Source organism: Arthrobacter sp. TJ-254, assembly GCF_058269175.1.
In genome coordinates, this window is sequence record NZ_JBZCNF010000002.1 from 408268 (window position 1) to 427991 (window position 19724).

16 protein-coding genes are annotated in these 19724 nt (G+C 67.7%); 9 read left to right on the forward strand and 7 right to left on the reverse strand.

The genetic code is table 11. The features are described 5' to 3' along the window. The first annotated feature begins 68 nt into the window (after positions 1–68). Together AC4D14_RS07000 and AC4D14_RS07005 are read left to right on the forward strand one after the other, a co-directional pair. Complete coding sequence (locus AC4D14_RS07000; RefSeq protein WP_490901014.1) at positions 69–1499, forward strand: AAA family ATPase; 1431 nt, start codon at positions 69–71, stop codon at positions 1497–1499. 37 nt (positions 1500–1536) lie between these two features. After that, complete coding sequence (locus tag AC4D14_RS07005) at positions 1537–2400, forward strand: MBL fold metallo-hydrolase (RefSeq protein WP_490901016.1); 864 nt, start codon at positions 1537–1539, stop codon at positions 2398–2400. On the opposite strand, the gene AC4D14_RS07010 is transcribed toward AC4D14_RS07005, so the two are convergent. After that, positions 2397–3323: a phosphatase PAP2 family protein gene (locus AC4D14_RS07010; protein ID WP_490901017.1), complete on the reverse strand. Its 927-nt coding sequence runs from the start codon at positions 3321–3323 to the stop codon at positions 2397–2399. The genes AC4D14_RS07005 and AC4D14_RS07010 overlap by 4 nt on opposite strands. A gap of 116 nt (positions 3324–3439) precedes the next feature. Here AC4D14_RS07010 and AC4D14_RS07015 point away from each other — a divergent pair, with 116 nt between their 5' ends. Beyond that, the gene (locus AC4D14_RS07015; protein ID WP_490901019.1) at positions 3440–4459 is read left to right on the forward strand and encodes an o-succinylbenzoate synthase; all 1020 of its coding nucleotides are present in this window, start codon (positions 3440–3442) and stop codon (positions 4457–4459) included. Between the two features lie 128 nt (positions 4460–4587). Next, on the forward strand, positions 4588–6651 hold the full coding sequence (locus AC4D14_RS07020) for a PhoX family protein (protein ID WP_490901020.1): 2064 nt from the start codon (positions 4588–4590) through the stop codon (positions 6649–6651). Positions 6652–6671: 20 nt separating this feature from the next. Here the strand turns inward: AC4D14_RS07020 and AC4D14_RS07025 are convergent, their stop codons facing one another. From AC4D14_RS07025 to AC4D14_RS07040, 4 genes are read right to left on the reverse strand one after another with little or no spacing between them, the layout of a single operon-like run. Continuing rightward, the gene (locus AC4D14_RS07025; RefSeq protein WP_490901021.1) at positions 6672–7751 is read right to left on the reverse strand and encodes an SDR family oxidoreductase; all 1080 of its coding nucleotides are present in this window, start codon (positions 7749–7751) and stop codon (positions 6672–6674) included. A gap of 59 nt (positions 7752–7810) precedes the next feature. After that, a complete protein-coding gene (locus AC4D14_RS07030; RefSeq protein ID WP_490901023.1) occupies positions 7811–8584 on the reverse strand; it encodes an SDR family NAD(P)-dependent oxidoreductase in 774 nt (257 codons plus the stop codon). Next, positions 8581–10257 carry a flavin-containing monooxygenase gene (locus AC4D14_RS07035; protein WP_490901025.1) on the reverse strand — a complete coding sequence of 559 codons (1677 nt, stop codon included), beginning with the start codon at positions 10255–10257 and terminating at the stop codon, positions 8581–8583. The genes AC4D14_RS07030 and AC4D14_RS07035 overlap by 4 nt, the downstream gene beginning before the upstream one ends. Before the next feature lie 29 nt (positions 10258–10286). Continuing rightward, positions 10287–11201, reverse strand: coding sequence for an alpha/beta hydrolase (locus tag AC4D14_RS07040; RefSeq protein WP_490901027.1), 915 nt, complete (start codon positions 11199–11201; stop codon positions 10287–10289). 314 nt (positions 11202–11515) lie between these two features. Here AC4D14_RS07040 and AC4D14_RS07045 point away from each other — a divergent pair, with 314 nt between their 5' ends. From AC4D14_RS07045 to AC4D14_RS07060, 4 genes are all read left to right on the forward strand, one after another. Then, the gene (locus AC4D14_RS07045) at positions 11516–12670 is read left to right on the forward strand and encodes a substrate-binding domain-containing protein (protein ID WP_490901029.1); all 1155 of its coding nucleotides are present in this window, start codon (positions 11516–11518) and stop codon (positions 12668–12670) included. Positions 12671–12746: 76 nt separating this feature from the next. Next, positions 12747–13469 (forward strand): SDR family NAD(P)-dependent oxidoreductase, encoded by a 723-nt coding sequence (locus AC4D14_RS07050; protein WP_490901031.1) that lies wholly within the window; start codon positions 12747–12749, stop codon positions 13467–13469. Positions 13470–13522: 53 nt separating this feature from the next. Further along, on the forward strand, positions 13523–16081 hold the full coding sequence (locus AC4D14_RS07055; RefSeq protein WP_490901032.1) for an ATP-binding cassette domain-containing protein: 2559 nt from the start codon (positions 13523–13525) through the stop codon (positions 16079–16081). After that, entirely contained in the window at positions 16078–17127 is a 1050-nt protein-coding gene (locus tag AC4D14_RS07060) for an ABC transporter permease (protein ID WP_490901033.1), read from the forward strand. Before AC4D14_RS07055 ends, AC4D14_RS07060 begins: the two co-directional genes overlap by 4 nt. A 12-nt stretch (positions 17128–17139) precedes the next feature. Here AC4D14_RS07060 and AC4D14_RS07065 read toward each other — a convergent pair whose 3' ends face one another. Then, positions 17140–18156, reverse strand: a complete 1017-nt coding sequence (locus AC4D14_RS07065; RefSeq protein WP_490901034.1) for a magnesium and cobalt transport protein CorA — start codon at positions 18154–18156, stop codon at positions 17140–17142. A 168-nt stretch (positions 18157–18324) separates the two neighbouring features. Further along, the gene (locus AC4D14_RS07070; protein WP_490901035.1) at positions 18325–18786 is read right to left on the reverse strand and encodes a PGPGW domain-containing protein; all 462 of its coding nucleotides are present in this window, start codon (positions 18784–18786) and stop codon (positions 18325–18327) included. A gap of 321 nt (positions 18787–19107) precedes the next feature. Between AC4D14_RS07070 and AC4D14_RS07075 the strand changes: the two genes are divergently transcribed. Further along, positions 19108–19701 (forward strand): hypothetical protein, encoded by a 594-nt coding sequence (locus tag AC4D14_RS07075; RefSeq protein WP_490901036.1) that lies wholly within the window; start codon positions 19108–19110, stop codon positions 19699–19701. Positions 19702–19724: the final 23 nt, after the last annotated feature.

Genomic DNA, 19724 nt, shown 5'->3' on the forward strand with positions numbered 1-19724 from the left:
GGAAACCTCCGCGGGGAGTCCCACCTCCCGCCCTATTGCGGCCGCCGCTGCGCTGGTAGGGTGCGCGCATGGGGGAAGACATCAGCAGATTCATCAACGATTTCGCGACGCTCGTACGGCTTGCACAGTCGGGCCTCGAACCGGCTCCGAAAGGGGAACGGCTGCTTTCGGTGCTCAGCGGGCATCTGGGGCAGCCCGCCGAGGACCTGCCCGTGGTCCTCGAAGAGGTCCGCTCGCACCGCTTTGTGGACGTCGACATCCTCATAGCGGAGGAAGTTGGAACGGACCCGGAGGCCCGCCTGATTGGAGTCGGCGGAGAGCAGCGCCACCACGTCTCCCTGAGCGACATGCTGCAGCGGTCGGGAATCTTCCCGCAGTTCTCGGTATCCCAGCCCGACTACACGAACGTGGCCGTGGGCCCGGACGAGCAGAGGCAGGCGGTGGCCCTGGGCATCTGGCTTTTCCACCGGAAGGGCGTGCCGCTGGTGGTGATGCAGCGCAACGCCTCGCCGAACTACGGCCGGATGGCGGTGTCCCTCGAGGTGCTCTCGCCCGACCCCGAGGCCGGTCCCGAGTTCCTGGCCGGGCTGCGCCGGCGCCTGCAGAACGAGAGCATCCTCAAGGGGCAGGTGATTTCCCTGACCCTTGAGGAGTACGGTTCCCAAACCGCCGGGGTCACCATCCACGCCCGGCCCAGCCTCTCGGCCGCCGACGTCGTGCTCCCGCCGGGGCTGCTCCAGAAAATCTCCGCGCACGCGCTCGGCATCGCCGTCCACCGGGAGGCGCTGAGGGCCAGCGGCCAGCACCTGAAGCGCGGCATCCTGCTCTATGGCCCGCCGGGGACCGGGAAAACCCACACGGTGCGGCACCTCCTCAGCGAAAGCCACGGCACGACGGCGATCCTGCTCTCCGGGGGTTCACTGGCCCACATCAGTGAAGCGGCGAGGATGGCCCGCGCGCTCCAGCCCTCAATCGTGGTCCTCGAAGACTGCGACCTCATCGCCGAAGACCGCAGCTTCGGGCACGGACCCCAGCCGCTGCTGTTCGAGGTGCTCGATGCCATGGACGGGCTCGACGACGACGCCGACGTTACCTTCGTGCTGACCACCAACCGGGCAGACCTGCTCGAACCCGCTCTGGCGCAGCGGCCCGGAAGGGTGGACCTGGCGGTGGAGATTCCCCTTCCCTCGGAGAAGGAACGGGCAGAACTGCTTACCCTTTACTCCCGGGAGGTCGGCTTCAGCACCGAAGCGGTCGCCGAAGCTGCCCGCAACACCGCAGGGACAACCGCTTCCTTCGCCCGCGAACTGGTCCGCCGGGCCGTCGTGGCCGCGGCGATCGACAATGCGCAGGTCGCCGACGTGCATCTGCGCGGTGCCGTTGACGACCTGATGGCCGACAGTGCGGCCCTGACGCGCAGCCTCCTCGGCAGCCGGTCGGACACCGGATTCGACCGGTACGGCCACGCCGCACCGGATGCCTCCGGTCCGGCGTTCTAAACTGGAGGCCCCCGTACACCGTCCGAGAGGAAACCCAATGCCTTTCCAACCCCCTCCGCTTGAGCCGGACACCGCGCGGCAGGAACTCGGCGAGGGGATCTGGCTCCTGCGGGGCTCCGCGGGCGGCGCCAACACGGGGCTGGTTGTGGGAAGCGAGCGGGCACTCGTCATCGACACCGGCGCCGGTCCGCGCCAGGCGGGCGAACTCCACCGCCAGGTCAGGGAGGTGACCGAGCTGCCGCTGGTCGTGGTCACCACCCACGCCCACGCCGACCACTACTTCGGCAACGGCCACTTCGCGCAGCAGGGAGCACTGGAGTTCTGGGGCACCTCGCGCTGCGCCGAGGTGATCGCGGAGCAGGGCGAGAAGCGCCGCGGTGCGGTTGCGGACGCCGAACCGGAGATGGCGGCCGCCGACGGCGGAAACACGGTGATAACCGGGCCAAACCGGCTGGTCGAAGGCAAGCCCGTGGACCTCGATCTCGGAGGAGTCTCAGTGACGCTCTTCCATCTGGGCAGGGGGCACACGGACCACGACCTGCTGGTCGGTGCCGGAAACGTGCTCTTCACCGGCGACCTCGTGGAGGAGGGGGCCGACCCCAATTTCGAGGACTCTTTCCCAACCGACTGGGTCCGCACTCTCTCGAAGATGGTCTCCCTTGAAGACCTCTACGACGTGTTCGTTCCCGGACACGGCAGCCCGGTCGGAGTGGAGTTCGTGACAACCCAGATGAACAAGATGCGCTCGGCAATCCGGGTAACGAAAACGGCGATGGACGAAGCCTCAATCGACATGACGAAGGCGATTCCGATCCTTCCGTACGGTCCGGAACAGTCGAGGGCGCTGCTCATCCGGCTGCGCACGCTCGCCCACTGGAACTGGCTGGCGCGCAAGCATTAGCGCCGGCGCCGGGACTCCGGGGCAAGCCGGGCCTGGGAACTGAACAGCCAACCTGCGGCGGCCGAAAGGGTGAAACCCACCCCGACGATCGAGGAAAGCCCCGACCAGAAGAACAACGGCACCCGTGCCGTTCCCGGGACCGGTGCCGGGCCGACCTGCTGGGCGTATAAGTACAGCGCAACCGAGAGTGCGGCCCCGAGCAGGCCAGCAATCCAGCACAGTGCCAGCCAGACCCGTGAAGAGGCCCAGTGGCTGCCGAATCCGGACCACGCATTCCAGGCGTCCCCGGTGCGCATGATGAGCAGCCCGCCGACCAGCGTCCAGGTGCCTACCACCAGCAGGGCCGCGATCACGTCGGCCGGGCGGTGCCACAGGTTGATGAACGTCGCGGACCCGGCGACCACCGAGTAGAGGCCTCCCGCCGCGGCGGTGAAGGGGCGCCAGCGCGGCGACACCACCATGAACACGGCGGCCGCGGCCGACGCCGCAAGCGTTGTATGCCCCGAGGGTAATGAATTGAAGTCGAGGGTGGGAACGCCGCGGTCGGGCCGGTCGAGCACCACATGCTTGAGCAGTTGCGTTGTGAGGTTGGCCGCCGCGATCGAACCGAGCGCAATGCCCGCGGCAACCCACCGCCGCCGTGCCAGGGTCACAAAAAGGATGGTCGCCGCGGCAAGGACCACGGAGATCAACGGCAGGCTGTCGAGGAACCGCAGCACGGGCAGCTTCGTGTCGGGGGCGGCCACCCCGGCCTCGGCCCACGCTGACTCGTCGGCGAACTGGCCGGAGCTGGTGCGCACGAATGCCCAATAGGTCCATCCGAGCGCCAGGGCGCACGCAAACGCGCCCACCACGAACAACGCCGGGGTGCGCGCGGCACGTGACCGACGCGGCGGCCGGCTTTGTCCTCGCTGCAGGGTCATGCACGCAACTTTTCCATACCCGGCTGGGAGTTCCGTAATCGGTTCGTGACGCGCACCACCGTGCCGCTTTCATCCGGCCGTGGGGGAGTTCGTTCGTTATGTCCTACCCTGAAGCCGTGAGCACACAGCATTCGGCGCCCCCGTTCCTTCCCTCCCTGGCGGAGCTGAAGGAACGCTCAAGGGTGGTCGCGCTGCCCATGCGGGTCCGCTTCCGCGGCGTCGCCGTCCGTGAGGCGCTGCTGTTTGAGGGCCCGGCGGGCTGGGGGGAATTCTGTCCCTTCCCGGAGTACGGCGATCCCGAAGCCGCCAGCTGGCTGCGGTCAGCCCTCGAAGCGGCCTGGCAGGGGTTCCCTGAGGCGCTGCGGGAGAGCGTGCCGGTCAATGCGACGGTCCCGGCGGTCGCTGCGGCCGACGTCGAGCGCGTCCTCACCCGGTTCGGAGGCGTTGACGCAGTCAAGGTCAAGGTGGCCGAACGCGGCCAGCAGCTGGCCGATGACATCGCGCGGGTCGCCGAAGTGCGGCGGCTGCTGCCTCACGCTGCCCTGCGCGTTGACGCCAATGGGGGCTGGAACGAGCAGGAGGCGCTCACAGCGCTCACCGCGCTTGCAGAACACACGCTCGAATACGCCGAGCAGCCGGTTCCGGACATCGCCGGCCTGCGCTCGGTGCGGCTAGAGCTGCGCCGCAGGGAGCTTCCGGTGCTCATCGCCGCCGATGAAAGCGTCCGCCGGGAGGAAGACCCCCTGAAGGTGGCCCGGGAGGACGCGGCCGACCTGCTCGTCATCAAGGTGGCTCCCCTGGGCGGGGTGCGGCGCGCCCTGGACATCGTCGCCCAGGCCGGTCTTCCCGCCGTCGTCAGCTCGGCACTTGACACCTCGGTGGGCATCAGCGCCGGTGTGGCGCTTGCCGCAGCGCTTCCTCAGCTCCCGTATGCGTGCGGCCTCGCGACGGTTTCGCTCATGGCCGGCGACGTCGCCGAGGACCGGCTCGTGCCCGACGGCGGCGTTCTGCCCGTCCGCCCTGTCCGCGCCTCCCCGGAGCTCCTTCGAACCTTCGCCGCCCCGGCAGAGCGGGAGCGGTGGTGGCTTGAACGGCTTGTTCGCGTTCACCGTATCCTGGCCGGGCCGGCGCGGTAGCCGGACGGGTGCCAGATGTTAAGGCGGGCTTTGCCCGGAGTTAACCCGGATGAACTGCCACCGTCGGGTCGGCTTGCCAGTGTGGGTCGACGAACCACCCGCCCGTTTGTCCCCCGGAAGGCCCCTCCATGAGCGAAACCACCCGCCGTCTGCTCCCCATGCTCGGACACACCAAAGGCAAGCGCAGTCCCGTCACCTGTGCGCTCAAATGCGACAACGCCTGCTCCTCCGCGGTGTGCAACACGTCCGACAACAATTACTTCCGCGACATCGTGTCCACCGAGTTCTCCCGCCGCAACATGCTCGGGGCAGGTGCGGTGGGTGCGTTCGCCCTGCTTCTGGGGAATGCGGCGGGCCCCGGAGCGGGCCTGCCCCCGGCGGCCGCCCACCAGGGCGGTGCCGTCCGCAGCCGGCTCGCCTTCACCGCCATCGCCCCGGTCGACGCCCTGGTGGACGACATGACGGTTCCGAAGGGCTTCGCCTGGAAGCCGGTGATCCGGTGGGGGGACCCGCTGTTCGCCGATTCCCCGGAGTTCGACCCGCAGCACCAGACGGCGGCGGCCCAGGCCCGGCAGTTCGGGTACAACTGCGACTACACGGACATCCTCCCGATCCCCGGCAGCAAGGGGCGCCGTGCGGTGCTGTTTGCCAACCACGAATACACAAACGAATCGATCATGGTTCCTCCCACCCTTGCTGCTGCCGAGGTGCGTGGGATCGGCAAGGCCGCCCACGGCCTGTCCGTGGTTGAGCTTGAGCGGAAGAACACCGCCAAGCCGTGGAGCTACGTGCAGGGGGCCCCGTTGAACCGCCGGTTCCTCACCAGCACCGCCTACCAGCTCACCGGGCCGGCTGCCGGATCGGACCTGGTGAAGACGATCGACGATCCGGCCGGCCGCACCATCCTCGGCACGCTGGGCAACTGCGCCGGCGGGACAACCCCGTGGGGGACCATCCTCTCCGGGGAAGAAAACTTCAACGGGTACTTCGTCAGCGCCGGAACGAGCGCCGGGGACCGCCGCTACGGGCTGGGATCCAAGCCGACGGCCCGCGGCTGGGAAATCGACGAGGCACGCTTCGACACGCGGAACCCGGGCTACGAAAACGAGAAGCACCGCTTCGGCTACATCGTGGAGGTCGACCCGTTCGACTCCACATCGACGCCCCGCAAGCACTCCGCGCTTGGGCGTTTCAAGCACGAAGGGGCCAACGTGAGCGTGGCGCCGGACGGGCGGGTCGTTGCCTATTCCGGAGACGACGAACGGTTCGACTATCTCTACAAATTTGTCTCAACCAACACCGTCCAGCCCGGGCACACCCCGGAGGCGCGGCGGGCAAACATGGACCTGCTCTCCAGGGGCTCCCTCTACGTGGCCCGGTTCCAGGGCAACTCGGTGCCGGAGATCAACGGCTCCGGCGCCCTGCCCTCCGACGGCGCGTTCGACGGCGTCGGCGAATGGTTGCCGTTGCTGCTCGACAATGAGTCGGCGGTGCCCGGCATGAGCGCGGCCGAGGTGGCCGTCTTCACCCGCCTCGCCGCAGACAAGGTGGGGCCCACGAAGATGGACCGCTGCGAGGACGTCGAACCCAACCCGGCGACCGGCAAGGTGTACGTGGCGTGCACCAACAACACCAACCGGGGCACCGGCACCAACGCGGCGGCTGACGAGGCGAACCCGCGCACCGCCAACCGCGACGGGCACGTGGTCGAGCTGACGGAGGCCGGCGGCGATGCAACGGCGACCCGCTTCACCTGGAACCTGCTGCTGGTATGCGGGGACCCGGCGAAGAACCCGACCGCCTACTTCAGCGGATACCCGGCCGACAAGGTGTCACCGATCAGCTGCCCCGACAACCTCGCCTTCGACTCGGCAGGCAACCTGTGGATCTCGACCGACGGGCAGCCGGGAACCATCGGCTACTGCGACGGACTGTTCAAGGTGGGCCTCGAGGGTCAGGAGCGGGGCCGCGTGGAACAGTTCCTCGCCGTGCCCCGCGACGCCGAAACCTGCGGGCCGATCATTCACGACGCCGAACGGACCGTCTTCGTCGCCGTCCAGCACCCCGGCGAGGACGGAAGCTGGGCCAACCAGGTCTCCCGGTTCCCCGACTACGTGCCGGCCGGCGCCCGGCCGGCCGGCGGTGAAGCCGCACTGCCGCGCCCGTCGGTGGTCCAGGTGTACCGGGGCTGAGGGCGGGAACGGGCCGACCGTCACGGGATGATGCGGTCGGCCCGGTAGCGGTCGAACAGTGTGGTGAAGGCATCCTCGGTGCACCTGTACCCCGTGAATCCGGCAAGCCTGCTCTTGCTCATGTCCGCGACGACTTCGATCTGCCGGCCGAGGTCGCCGTCGGTGTGCCACCAGGAGGCAACCCGGTTCAGGTCGTCCTCGACGAGCCGGTGCTCGCTGGCGATCTCCTTCCACACGGCCTCCATGCCCTGCATCTGCACCGTCAGGGGGCGCGGGGATTCCTCGGGTCCGACGGGCTCGAGGCCGAAGTAGCCGGCAACGCGGGACCACATCCGGCGCCAACGGAACACGTCCCCGTTGACGATGTTGTACGCCTCGTTCGCGGCCTCCGGAGCGGTGGCCGCCCAGATCATGTGTTCGGCCAGCAGTCCCGCATCGGTCATGTCGGTCAGGGCGTTCCACTGCTGCTCGGACCCGGGGAAGACGAACGGCAGGTTCTCCCTCCGGCAGATGGATGCCTGGGCGGCGAGGGTCAACCCCATGTTCATCGCGTTTCCTACGGCATGACCTATCACCGTGTGGGCCCGGTGCACCGACCAGGCGAACCCCTGCCGCTTTGCGGCAGCCCACAGCTCGTCCTCCTGGGTGTAGTAGAAGTTATCGACAGGGAGCCGGGACTCTTCCTCGTGGAAGGGCGTGTCCGGCATCTCCCCGGCGGCGTACGCCTCGAACGGGCCGAGGTAGTGCTTCAGCCCCGTCATCAGGGCCACGTGCCGCACCGGCTTCCCCTCGAGGGCAACGAGCAGGTTGCGGAGCATCCCGCCGTTGACCTCGATGTTCTCCCGCTCGGTCGGCTGCGGAGACCAGGCGGTGAAGAACACATGGGTGGGCCGCTCGCCGGCCAGGACCGAGCGCAGGTCCGCGGGGGAGCCGAGGTCGGCGGCAAGGTGCCTCACTCCGTCCTGCTGGGCCCCCGGTGTGCGGGACAGGGCCAGCACCTGCGATCCCGCCTCAACCAGCTGGTCGCGGAGGGCCGAACCGGCGATGCCGCTGGCCCCGACCACCAGGGCGGTTTCGATGCGTGGGGCGTTGGTTTCCATTCAAGCTCCTTTGTTCTCCGACCGGTGCCGGGATGCTGGTACATGGCCTTGGGGGCTGGTCACCGTGCGGTGTAGCCTCCGTCGAGGGGCAGGTTCACCCCGGTCACCCACCCGGCCTCGTCCGAGGCCAGGTACAGCACGCCGTAGGCGACGTCCGAGGGCCGTCCGAGCCGCTTGAGCGACTGGCGGGCGGTCATCATCCTTTCGTAGGCGGGCAGGCCGCCGTCGTAGGCCGCGGCGATCCCCTCGACGAGGGGAGTCAGCACGGTGCTCGGGTGCACCGAGTTGACCCGGATGTTGTACCGGCCGTACGTCGCCGCGTCCTGGCGGGTCTGCATCGTCACCGCGCCCTTTGCCACGTGGTACGGGGTGAACTCGTCGTTGCCGATCAACCCGTAGATGGAGGAGAAGTTCACGATCGATCCTCCGCCGCCGGTGATCATGTGCGGAACCACATGCTTGGTCGCGAAGAACACTCCCTTCACGTCGACGGCGAACAGCGCGTCCCACTCCGCCTCCGAGACCTCGTGGGTGGGCTTGTCCACGCCGATGATTCCGGCACAGTTGACGAGGATGTCGATGGTGCCGAACTCCGCAACCGCCGCCGCCACGCCCGCCGCAACGCTCTCCTCGGCGGCGACATTCACCGGCCAGAAGCGGGCCCGGCCCCCGGCGGCGGTGATTCCCTCAACGGTTTCGGCGCCGGCCGGACCGTCAAGGTCGGTGACGGCCACGGCCGCGCCCTCCTGCGCGAAGAGCTCGGCCGTGGCCCGGCCCATTCCGGAGGCTGCGCCCGTGATGAAGGCGACCTTGCCCTCGAGCCGGCCGGTCATGCTGTCGCCGGCTCCTTCGAGGCGTCGGCGGAGGCAAGGAAGTCGCGGTAGCCGTTCTCCTCGGCCTTGCGGCAGAACTCCTGGTACACCTGTCCCCCTCCCATGTAAACGAGGAAGGTCTCCGGCTTTCCGGGGACGTTCTCGCCGAGGAACCAGGCCTTCGCCTTCTTGCCTTCCGAGTACATCACCGTGGACTTGCCTGCGCGTTCGACCTCCTCGGCCCACCACTGCTCCGACGCCGGGGTCGCCTCGAACCGCTCGACGCCGTTCTCCTCCGCCCACCGGATGGCCCGCTGCAGCCACTGGGCGCCGAGCTGGATCGGTACGGGAAGGTTCGAGTAGGGGGTCTGCGGACCAAGTGACATGAAGAAGTTGGGGAAGCCGTGGGCGTTGATGCCGAGGTTCGAGCGCAGCCCCTCGGCCGCCCACTTGTCCCGCAGGGTGACCCCGTTGCGGCCCACGATGTCGATGTTCGTCAGTGTGCCGGTCATCGCATCGAAGCCGGTGGCGAAAATGAGGACGTCGAGTTCGTACTCGGTGCCGCCGACGCGGACCCCCTTTTCGGTGATCTCGGTGATCGGAGTGGTCTTCGTGTCGATCAGGTGCACGTTGTCCCGGTTGAACGTGGCGTAGTAGTTGTGGCCGGTGGGCACGCGCTTGCCGTTGAACGAGTAGTCGTGCGGGCTCAGCAGGTCCGCTGTGGCCGGGTCGGTGACGATCTCGCGGATCTTGCCGCGGATGAACTCCGAGGCCAGTTCGCTCGACTCGTGGTTTGTCGCGAGGTCGTTGAAGCACTCATTCGCGAAGTGGAAGCCGCCCTCGTTCCATTTGCTCTCGAAGATCCGCTGCCGCTCCTCGGGGGAGACCTCAAGGGCGCTGTGTTCGGCCGGCTCCATTGCGACGCCGAACGGGTGCTGTGCGGCCTTCTCATAGATCGCGTCGTAGTTTTCGCGCACCTGCTGCATTTCCTCGGGAGTGACCGAGTCGTTCGTCGTCTCCACGATGAAGTTCGGGGTGCGCTGGAAGACGAAGAACTCCCCGACCTCGGGCGCGATGGTCGGCACGATCTGGATGCCCGAGGCGCCAAGGCCGATCAGGCCCACCCGCTTGCCGGTCAGCGAGGCGCCCTCCCTGGGCCAGTGCGCGGTATGGAACTTCTCGCCCTTGAAACCCTCGATGCCGGGGATGTCGGGGTAGATCGCCTGCGACAGCACGCCCATGCCGCTCACAAGGTACTTCGTGGTCAGCTTCGTGCCGTCGGAGAAATTCACGGTCCACAGGTTCGCGGCCTCGTCGTACACGGTCGAATCGACGCGGCGGTTGAGTTGGATGTCCTTGCGCAGATCCAGCCGGTCGGCCACGAAGTTGAGGTACTTCAGCACCTCGGCGCCCGAGGGGTACCGCTCGGTCCAGGTCCATTCCTCGCGGACCTCCTTGGAGAAGGAGAAGGAGTAATAGCTGTATTCGCTGTCCGTGCGGACGCCGGGGTACCGGTTGCTCCACCAGGTGCCGCCGATTCCGTCCGCGCCGTCGACGACGAGCGTGTTGAGCCCGATCTCGCGCAGGTGGTGCAGGACGGCCAGGCCCGAGAAGCCGGCCCCGATGACGATGGCGTCGTAATCCGCTCCCGGCGTCGCTGCCGGGCGGGGTGCGGTTTGGGAAATGTCGGTCATGGGAGGGTTCCTTTCGAAAGGTGGGGTGGTTAGCCGGCGGTCCGGCCGGAGCGGTACCAGGCGGCCATGTTCTCTATTTCGGCGTCGGCTTGGCGCAGGTTGCCCGCCTGCAGGGGGAACACGTGCTGCATCTTGGCACCCACGGAGAGGGTCACGTCCACTCCCGCGTGGTCGGCGAGCTTGTGAAGGCGTTCGGCGTCGGCGTACAGCGACTCGGTGTCGGAGACGCCGATGTAGAGGGGCGGGAAGCCGGTGAAGTCGGCGTACAGCGGGTTGACCAGCGGGTCGGTGGGGCTCGCCCCGCCCGAGAGGTAGCGGTCGATGTTGCCCTGCAGCCCCTCGCGCGTAATGAGGAAATCGGTGTCGTTGTTCGTCTCGATCGTTTCCCCCGAGTTCTCCATATCGAGCCAGGGGGACATCGTGATGACCCGCTCCGGGTGCGGCTCGCCGCCCTGGAGCAGCCGGAGCACCAGGGCAATGGCGATGCTCGCTCCGGCGCTGTCGCCCACCGGCGTGATGTCCGAGGCCTTGATGCCGTCGGCGATCAGCGCCCGGTACACGGACTGGGCGTCGTCGATCTGGGCGGGATAGGGGTGCTCGGGTGCGAGCCGGAAGTCGACGACGAAGGCGCTGGTGCCGCACGCCTTCGCGAGGTGGCCGGCGAGCTTGCGGTGGCTCGATGCCGATCCGAGCGCGAACCCGCCGCCGTGGAGCACCAGGAGCACCTGGCGGGGATCGGCGTCGAGCGGGGTGACGAGGATGCCGCGCACGCCGCCGAGCACCGTGGTGCGGTAGGTGACGTCTTCGGGTTCGGTCGTGGCCCGCTGCCAGTCCTCGAAGATCCAGCGGGTCATCTGGAGGGACATCCCGGGGTTCGCCGAAAACTCGGTGCTCCACTGGGCATACATTTCGCCGAGCAGGTCGGTCGGCTGGTTTTCAGGCATTCAAGGCTCCTCAGGGTTGGGGATTGTTCAAGGATGGCCGCGCGGATCCGCCGGTGGAGGCGTTGTCGCAAAATGATGCACCGGTGTCTCAGGGTGAGGCGTTCGCCCCGGGGCCGGGTGCCCAAGACTCGTAGACAAGCCAGGCACACGGCCCGAACGTCTTGTTCCACAACCAGCACCACGCGGAAATCGGCAGGACCCGTCAAGGACGACGGTGAGCATCCGGCACCCCGGCGGACCGTCACCACAGTCCACCAGCTGGGGTCCCGGTCCGTCCGGCCGGCCCCAACACCACTCATCAGAAGGAAGATCCCATGTTCCGAACGAAAACAGCGATGGCGGCCGCGGCACTGCTCGCCGCTCTTCCCCTGGCCAGTTGCTCGACCGGTGCGTTGTCGAGCGACGGCGACGCGGCAGCCGGGGCGGACTCGGATTCGGGGTCCGGGGAGATCACCGTCGGGGCCACCGGCGTACAGGGCGACCTCCAGGAGATCAGCGAATTCTGCGGTGAGAAAGACCTCAAGGTCGCGCTCGCCGACGGGTTCGGCGGCAACTCCTGGCGCAAGATCACCCGTGCGATCTTCGAAGAGGAGGCCGCGAAGTGCCCCAACATCACCGAGGTGCTCTACACAGATGCCCAGGGCGATACGCAGAAGGCGATCTCCGACATCAACTCGCTCGTCGCCCAGGACGTCGACGTCATTGTCACCTTCGTCGACGGCGGCGAGGCCCTGCTTCCCACGATCAAGAAGGCCACAGCCGCCGGGGTGAAGGTCGTCCCCTACGTCGGCTCTCCCGGCGGCACTCCCGGAACGGACTACGTCGATTTCGTCGCCGAGGATGTCAAAACCTACGGCAAGAACCTCGCGGAGTGGACCATCGAGACGATGGGCGGCTCCGGCAACCTGGTGATGCTCGGCGGGATCGCCGGCAACTCGTACTCGCAGGGCGTCTTCGACGGCGTGAAGGAGGTGGCCGCCGCCAACCCCGACATCAAGCTGCTCAATGAGGATGGCCCGGTCGCCACCGACTGGGAACCCGGGAAAACCCAGCAGGTCGTCGCCGGGCTGATTACCAAGTACGGCGACATCGACGGCATCGTTGCTGACTACGGTGGAGGCTCGGTCGGCGGTATCCGCGCCTTCCAGGCGGCCGGCAAGCCGCTTCCGGCCTGGTCTGCCAACGACTCCAACGAGTTCGCCTGCCTGTGGTACGAGCACAAGGACACCGAGCCCAACTACCAGATCGCCACCGAATCCTCCCGGAACTGGATCGTCTCGGCCGCCCTGCACAAGGGCCTCGCCGCGGCCAACGGCCTTCCCAACGACGAGCCCTCCATCTACAACCTCGAAATCATCGAGGACTCGACCAACCCCGACCTCCAGCCCAAGTGCGAAAAGGAACTGCCCCCGGACGCCATCCTTTCCTCGGGGCTGACCGTCGACTCGCTCAAGAAGCTCTTCCAGTAACCACCCGGTTCCGGGCCGGCGGACGCCGGCCCGGAACGTCAACCCTTCCTCCCCACTTCCAGAACCGGAGCACCACATGAATCGCCTCGAAGGCAAAGTCACCATCGTCACAGGAGCCTGCCGCGGGATCGGCCGCGCAATCGCCGAGACGTTCGCCAGGGAAGGCGCAACGGTCATTGCGACAGGGCGTGCGGCAGCGGATCCTACGTTCGACGCCGGAATCGAATACCACCAGCTCGAGGTTTCCAAGGAGGAGCACTGGCGGCGGGTCGTCTCCGACGTTGTCGCCAAGCACGGCCGTGTCGACGTCCTCGTCAACAACGCCGGAATCATCGCCTACGACACCCTGCACGAGCTCACCGTCTCCAACTGGAACGAGGTCATCGCAGTCAACCAGACGGGCACCTGGCTTGGCATGCGCGACGTCATCCCCCACATGGTTGCCCAGGGCGGCGGTTCGATCATCAATGTGTCATCCATCTGGGGCAGCGTCGCGGTCTCCGGCGCCCACGCCTACCACGCCACCAAGGGCGCTGTACGGAACATGTCCAAGAGCGCGGCGATCACCTACGCCAAGGAGAACGTGCGGGTGAACTCCGTGCACCCCGGCTTCATCGTGACGCCGCTGACCGACGCGCAGGCCCCCGAGGTGAACGACTATGTCGTCTCCATGACCCCGATGGGACGCGCAGGACAGCCAAGCGAGATCGCCAACGGTATCCTCTTCCTCGCCTCCGACGAGTCGAGCTTCGTCACCGGATCGGAACTGGTCATCGACGGCGGGTACCTCGCCCAATGACCGCGTACCGCCTTTTCAGCCCTTCACCACCGGACCAGTAAGGAGTTGCCGCGGTGACAAACCCCGACCTCTACGACGTCTCAACCCTTCCCGGGGCCGACGGCGCGCGCGCGTTCGGCCCCGCCGTCCTGAAGCTTGACGGCATCGTCAAGACCTTCCCGGGCGTCAAGGCCCTCACCGATGTGACCCTCGAGGTGCTCGCCGGTGAGGTGCACGCACTCGTCGGTGAGAACGGCGCGGGCAAGTCCACCCTGATGGCCGTCGCCTCCGGAGCCCTCGCGCCCAATTCCGGCACCGTGCACATCGGCGGAACGGAACTTGGCAACTCCTCGCCCGGGGAGGCGCGGGAGCTCGGGCTCGGCATCGTCCGCCAGGACCCTGCGCTGCTTCCGGACCTCACGGTTGCCGAGAACATGGCGGTCGGCGTGGGGTACCGGCGGGTGGGGGGCCTGCGCAGGGCGGCCGCCTGGTCGCAGAAGGAGCTCGACAAGTGGGAGATGGGCATCGACGCCCGCACCCGGGTCGCCGACCTTTCCGTCGAGCAGCGCTTCATCGTGGAAATCGCTAAGGCACTGGCACTTGAGCCGAAGGTGCTCATCCTCGATGAGCCAACCGAGCACCTCAGCCTCGAAGAGGTCCAGAAGCTCTTCCGCACCGTCCGCGCCCTGGTGGCCGGATCGACCGCCGTCGTCTACATCTCGCACCGGATTCCCGAAGTGAAGCAGATCGCCGACCGCATCACCGTCCTCCGCGACGGGCGGGTCCGGGGCACCTTCGACGCCGGAGACGTCGACGAGCAGCAGATCGTCGAGCTGGTCATCGGGCGCACGCTCGACGCCGTCTTCCCGGCCAAGGGATCCCAGGCCGGAACCATCGGCGCCGACGACCGGCTGACCGTCACCACCCTTGAGGGCGAGGACTTCCACGACATCAGCTTCAGCGTGAAGGCCGGGGAGATCGTCGGGCTGGCCGGGGTGCAGGGCAACGGGCAGACGCAGCTCATCCGCGCCCTTGCCGGCCTCGAACCGGCCTCCGGCGGCATCGCCGTGGCCGGCCGGAAGGTTCAACCCGGCAGCAACGCCGCCGCAGCGCGGGCCGGCGTGGTCTACGTTCCCGCCGACCGCCACGGCGAAGGTGTCTTCCTGCCGTTGTCGGTGGGGGAGAACATCTCGGCGAAAACCCTTCCGCGGGTCTCCCGGGCGGGAGCGGTCAGCGAGCGGCGGATCGTTGACGTGGCCCGGGAGCAGATCCGCCGGCTGGCGGTGAAGACCCCCTCTCCGAGGACCCCCATCTCCTCGCTGTCCGGCGGAAACCAGCAAAAGGTGGTCCTGGCGCGGACCCTGCTTGCCGAACCGGCCGTCCTCCTCGCCGAAGAACCCACCCAGGGTGTCGATGCGGGCGCGCGGGTCGACATCTACGGCATCCTCCGGGGCGCCGCGGACGACGGCGCGGCCGTGGTCATCCTCTCCTCCGACGGGGTGGAACTCGAAGGGCTCTGCGACAGGGTGCTCATCCTCTCCCGCGGCAAGGTCGTTTCGGAGCTTGCCGGTGACGACGTCACTGAGGCCGCGATCGCACGGGCCGCCCTGACCTCCACCACGGTGCGGGAACGCACCGATGCCGACAAGGCCGCGCGCGGGGTGAAACTGCGGCGCTGGCTCCGCGGCGACTCCTCGCCGGCCGCTGTCCTGGCCGGACTGTTCCTCCTCCTCGGGGTGGTCGTGGCGGCAACGAACCCGTCGTATTTCGGGGCGTTCAACCTCAACAACCTGCTCCTGATGGCTGCCCCGCTGCTCTTCGTCGGGGCAGCGCAGCAGGTGGTGGTCCTCGGCTCGGGCTTCGACCTGTCGGTGGGACCGCTCATGGGGTTCCTCGTGGTCCTCGCCTCCTTCTGGATTGTCGACGGCGGCAACCTCTACCTCGGGCTCGCCCTCATGGCCGCAGGCGCGCTCGGTACGGGCATCGTGAACGGGCTCCTCGTCACCCGGTTCAACATCAACCCGGTCGTAGTGACCCTCGCCATGTACATGGCACTTCAGGGCATCTACCTGGCGCTGCGCAGCACCCCCGGCGGGATCATTTTCGGTGGCGTCGCTGAGCAGATCCAGGCCCGCATCGGGATTGTGCCGGTTGCGACGATCCTCGCCGTCGCCGCCCTGGTCGTGCTTGAGGTCGCACTGCGCCGCACCCGCTGGGGCGTCGAGCTCCGCGCCGTCGGCTCGCGGATCGACGCCGCCGGCCGGCTGGGGATCCGGGTCAAGCGAACCCAGTTCCTTTCCTACGTGCTGTGCTCCCTGCTGGTTCTGCCGGCGGCACTCATCATGATGGCCCAGATCGGCATCGGCGACGGAAGGCCATCGCTGTCCTACACGCTGGCATCGGTCACCGTGGTCGTGCTGGCCGGGGCGAGCATCTTCGGCGGCCGCGGGTCGTTCATCGGCATCATCGCCGCCGCGTTCCTCGTGCAGCAGGTGCTCAACGTCTCGCCGTTCCTGGGGCTCTCCCAGGCGTGGTCCTACTGGCTTCCAGGCCTCATCACCCTCTCCGCTGCTGTTCTCTACGCCCAGTTCCGCCGCTCCCGCGGAACCCGTCGTTCAAGGAAGGCGTCATGACCACCACCAAGGACCTGCTGACCCGGCCCGCCGCCTCCCCGGCGGATGACGGCGCCGAACCGGTATGGCGCAGGATGCTTTCGGGCAGCTGGGTGGGCATCGCCGTGGCCACCGTCCTGCTGTTCGCGCTGAGCCCGGTGATCGCGCCGGGCAGCCTGGGGGCGGCGCCGCTGCTGAGCATGCTGCCCTTCGCCTCGGTGCTCGCCATCATCGCCGCCGGCCAGACGCTCGTCGTCCAGCAGCGGGGCCTGGACCTTTCCGTGCCCGGCATGATCGCGCTGGCCGCCGTGCTCTCAACGGGGTTGCCGCAGAGCCACGGCTGGCCGCTGTGGGCAGCAGTCGTCGCGGGCCTGGTGGGGCCGGGACTCGTCGGGCTGGTCAACGGCGTGCTGGTGACGGTCTTTGGGGTCATGCCTCTTGTGGTGACCCTCGGCATGAACGCCGTCCTGCTCGGCACCGTGTTCTTCCTCGCCGACGGAACTCCCTCCGGCGCTCCGGATGCACTGAACCGGTTCGCCCTTGACCGCACCCTCGGTATACCGAATACGGTGCTCATCGCGGTGGGCATCGTGGGCATCGCCGCGCTTGTGACGCAGCGCCTGATCGTGGGACGGCGGCTCACCGCCGTCGGAGTCAGTGCAAGGGCCGCCGCCGTGCTTGGCATCCGGGTGAACGTGTACACCATCGTCGCCTACGGCTTCGCGGGGCTTTGCTACGGCGCCGGCGGCGTGCTGCTCGCCGGCTACACCAAGACGCCTGCCCTGTTCCTTGGCGACTCCTACCTGCTGCCGTCGGTGGCCGCGGTGGTGCTCGGCGGCACCGCCTTGACCGGCGGCCTTGCGAGCGTTGCCTCGACCGCCATCGCGGCACTGTTCCTGACCCAGCTCGGACAGCTGTTCCGGTCGATGGGCTGGCAGGACGCCATGCAGCTGATCGCCCAGGCGGCCGTGCTCATCCTCGTGGTGCTCGCCCGGGAGATCCTGCCGGCCGCGGCGGCGCGGCGGGCAGCGCGGAAAACCACCGGGGGCCGCCTTCCCACAGGTTAGGCGTCCGCACTGCTACAGCCAGCCGCGGTGGCGGAACATGAGGTAAAGGCCCACCCCCATCGCCACCATCAGCGCGAGCGCGAACGGGTAGCCAAGCTGCCAGGACAGTTCGGGGATGTTCTCGAAGTTCATGCCGTAGATGGTGCCGACGAGGGTGGGGGCGAACAGGATCGCCGCCCATGAGGAGATCTTCTTGACCTCCTCGTTCTGCACCAGGCCGGATTCGGAAAGCAGGCGCATCTCGTCGTTCTGACGCTGGGCAACGAAGGTTGCATGAACGGTGAGGGCGTTCTGCAGCAGCACCCGGAATGCGTTGACCTGGTCGATGATGCGCAGCACGTGGTCGTGGACGTCCCGGAGCCTGCGCTTGACCTCGACGTCCATGCCGTTCATGTCTGATTCACGCTGCAGGGCCTCGAGCATTGAGCCGAGCGGCTGGGTGGCCCGCTGGAACAGGACAATCTCCCGGGAGAGGTCATAGATGCGCCGGGAAACGTCGGCTCCGGCGTTGAAGAGCTGGTCCTCGATCTCGTCGATGTCGTTCTGCAGCCCCGCCACCACGGGCTGGTACTGGTCCACCACCTCATCGAGGATCGCGTAAAGCACGATCGGCGGTCCCATTGCCAGAAGCTCGGGCTCGGCCTCGAGCCGATGACGGACCGGGGCAAGGTTGAGCGCCTCGGTGTGGCGGACCGTAACGATGAAGTCCCTTCCGGCAAACACGTGGAGTTCCCCGAACTCCACCTTCTCAACGTCGTCGAGGTACCGGGCCGGCCGCAGCACCACAAACAGGGTGTCGCCGTACTGCTCGAGCTTGGCGCGCTGATGCCCTGTCAGGGCGTCCTCGACGGCGAGTGCGTGAAGACCGAACTCGGCGGCGACCGCATCGACTTCCTCAGGCGCAGGGCGGAACAGGCCTATCCAGGCCATGCCCCGCCGCTCGTGCATCATGTCGAAGGTCTCGTCGAGACTGTCTGGGTTGTCGGTTCGAATTCCGTCCAAGTACACCGCGCTGTCGATCGTGGTCATGAAACCCACCTGCTCCTTTGCTGGCCGCTGCTTCAATGCACGCCGGATCCGGTCTCCTCGCCACGTGCGATGAACTTATGGTCCTCCAGAGCCGCCCCGGAGCATAGGGAGGCAACCGGAACGCTGGCGCGCGTTACGGGCCGGCGTGATGAATCCGGGCACAAGCGGTTATGTGCCGGGCGCTCCGGACGTGCGCGGGCGGAACCGTCGGATGCTGTAGACAATGAAGCCGAGTGCGAGGATGCCGGAGAGGATCAGGCTCGACCCGACGCTCCACCCGCCGGGCAGCCACCACCGGTCGGCGAGGGGCCACATTCCCGGAACCGGAGGCTGCATGCCCCACGCAACCCCGGCCGCGATCAGGAGGAGGCCGCCAAGGCAGCTGAGGCTGATCCGGCCCTTGGTGCGCACGCCTTCGGCCGCGGCAGCGAATGCTTTGCGCTTGACAGGCCGGAGCCAGCGCTTGGCCCAAGCATATTGGGTGCTCAGGACGGTCAATCCGGCAACGAGGGCAAGAAGCCCGGGGCCGGGAAGCACGAGTGCTGCCACGCCGATGAGAACCAGCACCCACCCGAGAACGAGGGAGCCTATCCGACGGAAGTGGCCGGATTTGGGGGATAACTGTTGCATTTTCCTGCTTTGCATATCGTAGGCAGCAAGGCTGCACGAAACGGTTCACGGGACCTGGATCGGACGGCTGTTTTCCAGGTCGGGCGTCCCCCTGCGTCCGACACAGAGGAAACGCTCCGCCGACTGAAATGGTGCCCTGTTTCCGGGCCTGCCGTCGAGGAATTCGTGGCTGCCACCAACCCATTCCGGTCCCCGGAATGGGGCGGAGTTCGGTGTTAGCGTTGGCCGATGCGCCCCAGCTTTGTTCTGCTGCCAAGTCCTTTCCTTGGTCCTGCCGTGTGGCGGCCCGTGGCGGGGGTCCTCGCCGACCGGGGACACAGAGTGACCATCCCGGAGCTGCCAACGGCAGCGCCGAGGACCGCGCGGGAGGTGCTGTCCACCTTCCTTGAAGCGGTGCCAGGGGACGGGGACAGCGTTCTGGTACCGCACAGCAACGCCGGGTTGTATGTGCCGGCATTGACAGCCCGCGCCCAGGTCCGTGGGTTCATCTTCGTCGACGCCGTGCTTCCACCGGCCGGCGGTGAAATGCCTGTTGCGCCGCGAGCACTGCTTGAATCAATGCGGGACCTGGCCGGCACCGACGGCCTGCTTCCTCCCTGGACGCGATGGTGGGACGAAGCCGACGTCGCGGGCCTGTTCCCCGACGAGGCCGCGCGCCGGAGCGTGGAAAGGGAACAGCGGCCCATTCCGCTTTCCTACCTCGAGGGGACGGTTCCCGTACAGGAGGGGTGGGACCTCCATCCCGGCGCCTACCTTGCCTTCGGTGACACCTACGCAGCGGAACGGACCGAAGCGGGCCGCCGCGGGTGGCCTGCCGTCACGCTGCCGGGATCGCACCTGAACATGTTGTGGGACCCCGCCGGCGTCGCGGACCAGATACTGGCACTGCTCGCGGCGCATCCAAGCCGGCCGTGAGCCGGCCGCGGTGCGGTGCCGGC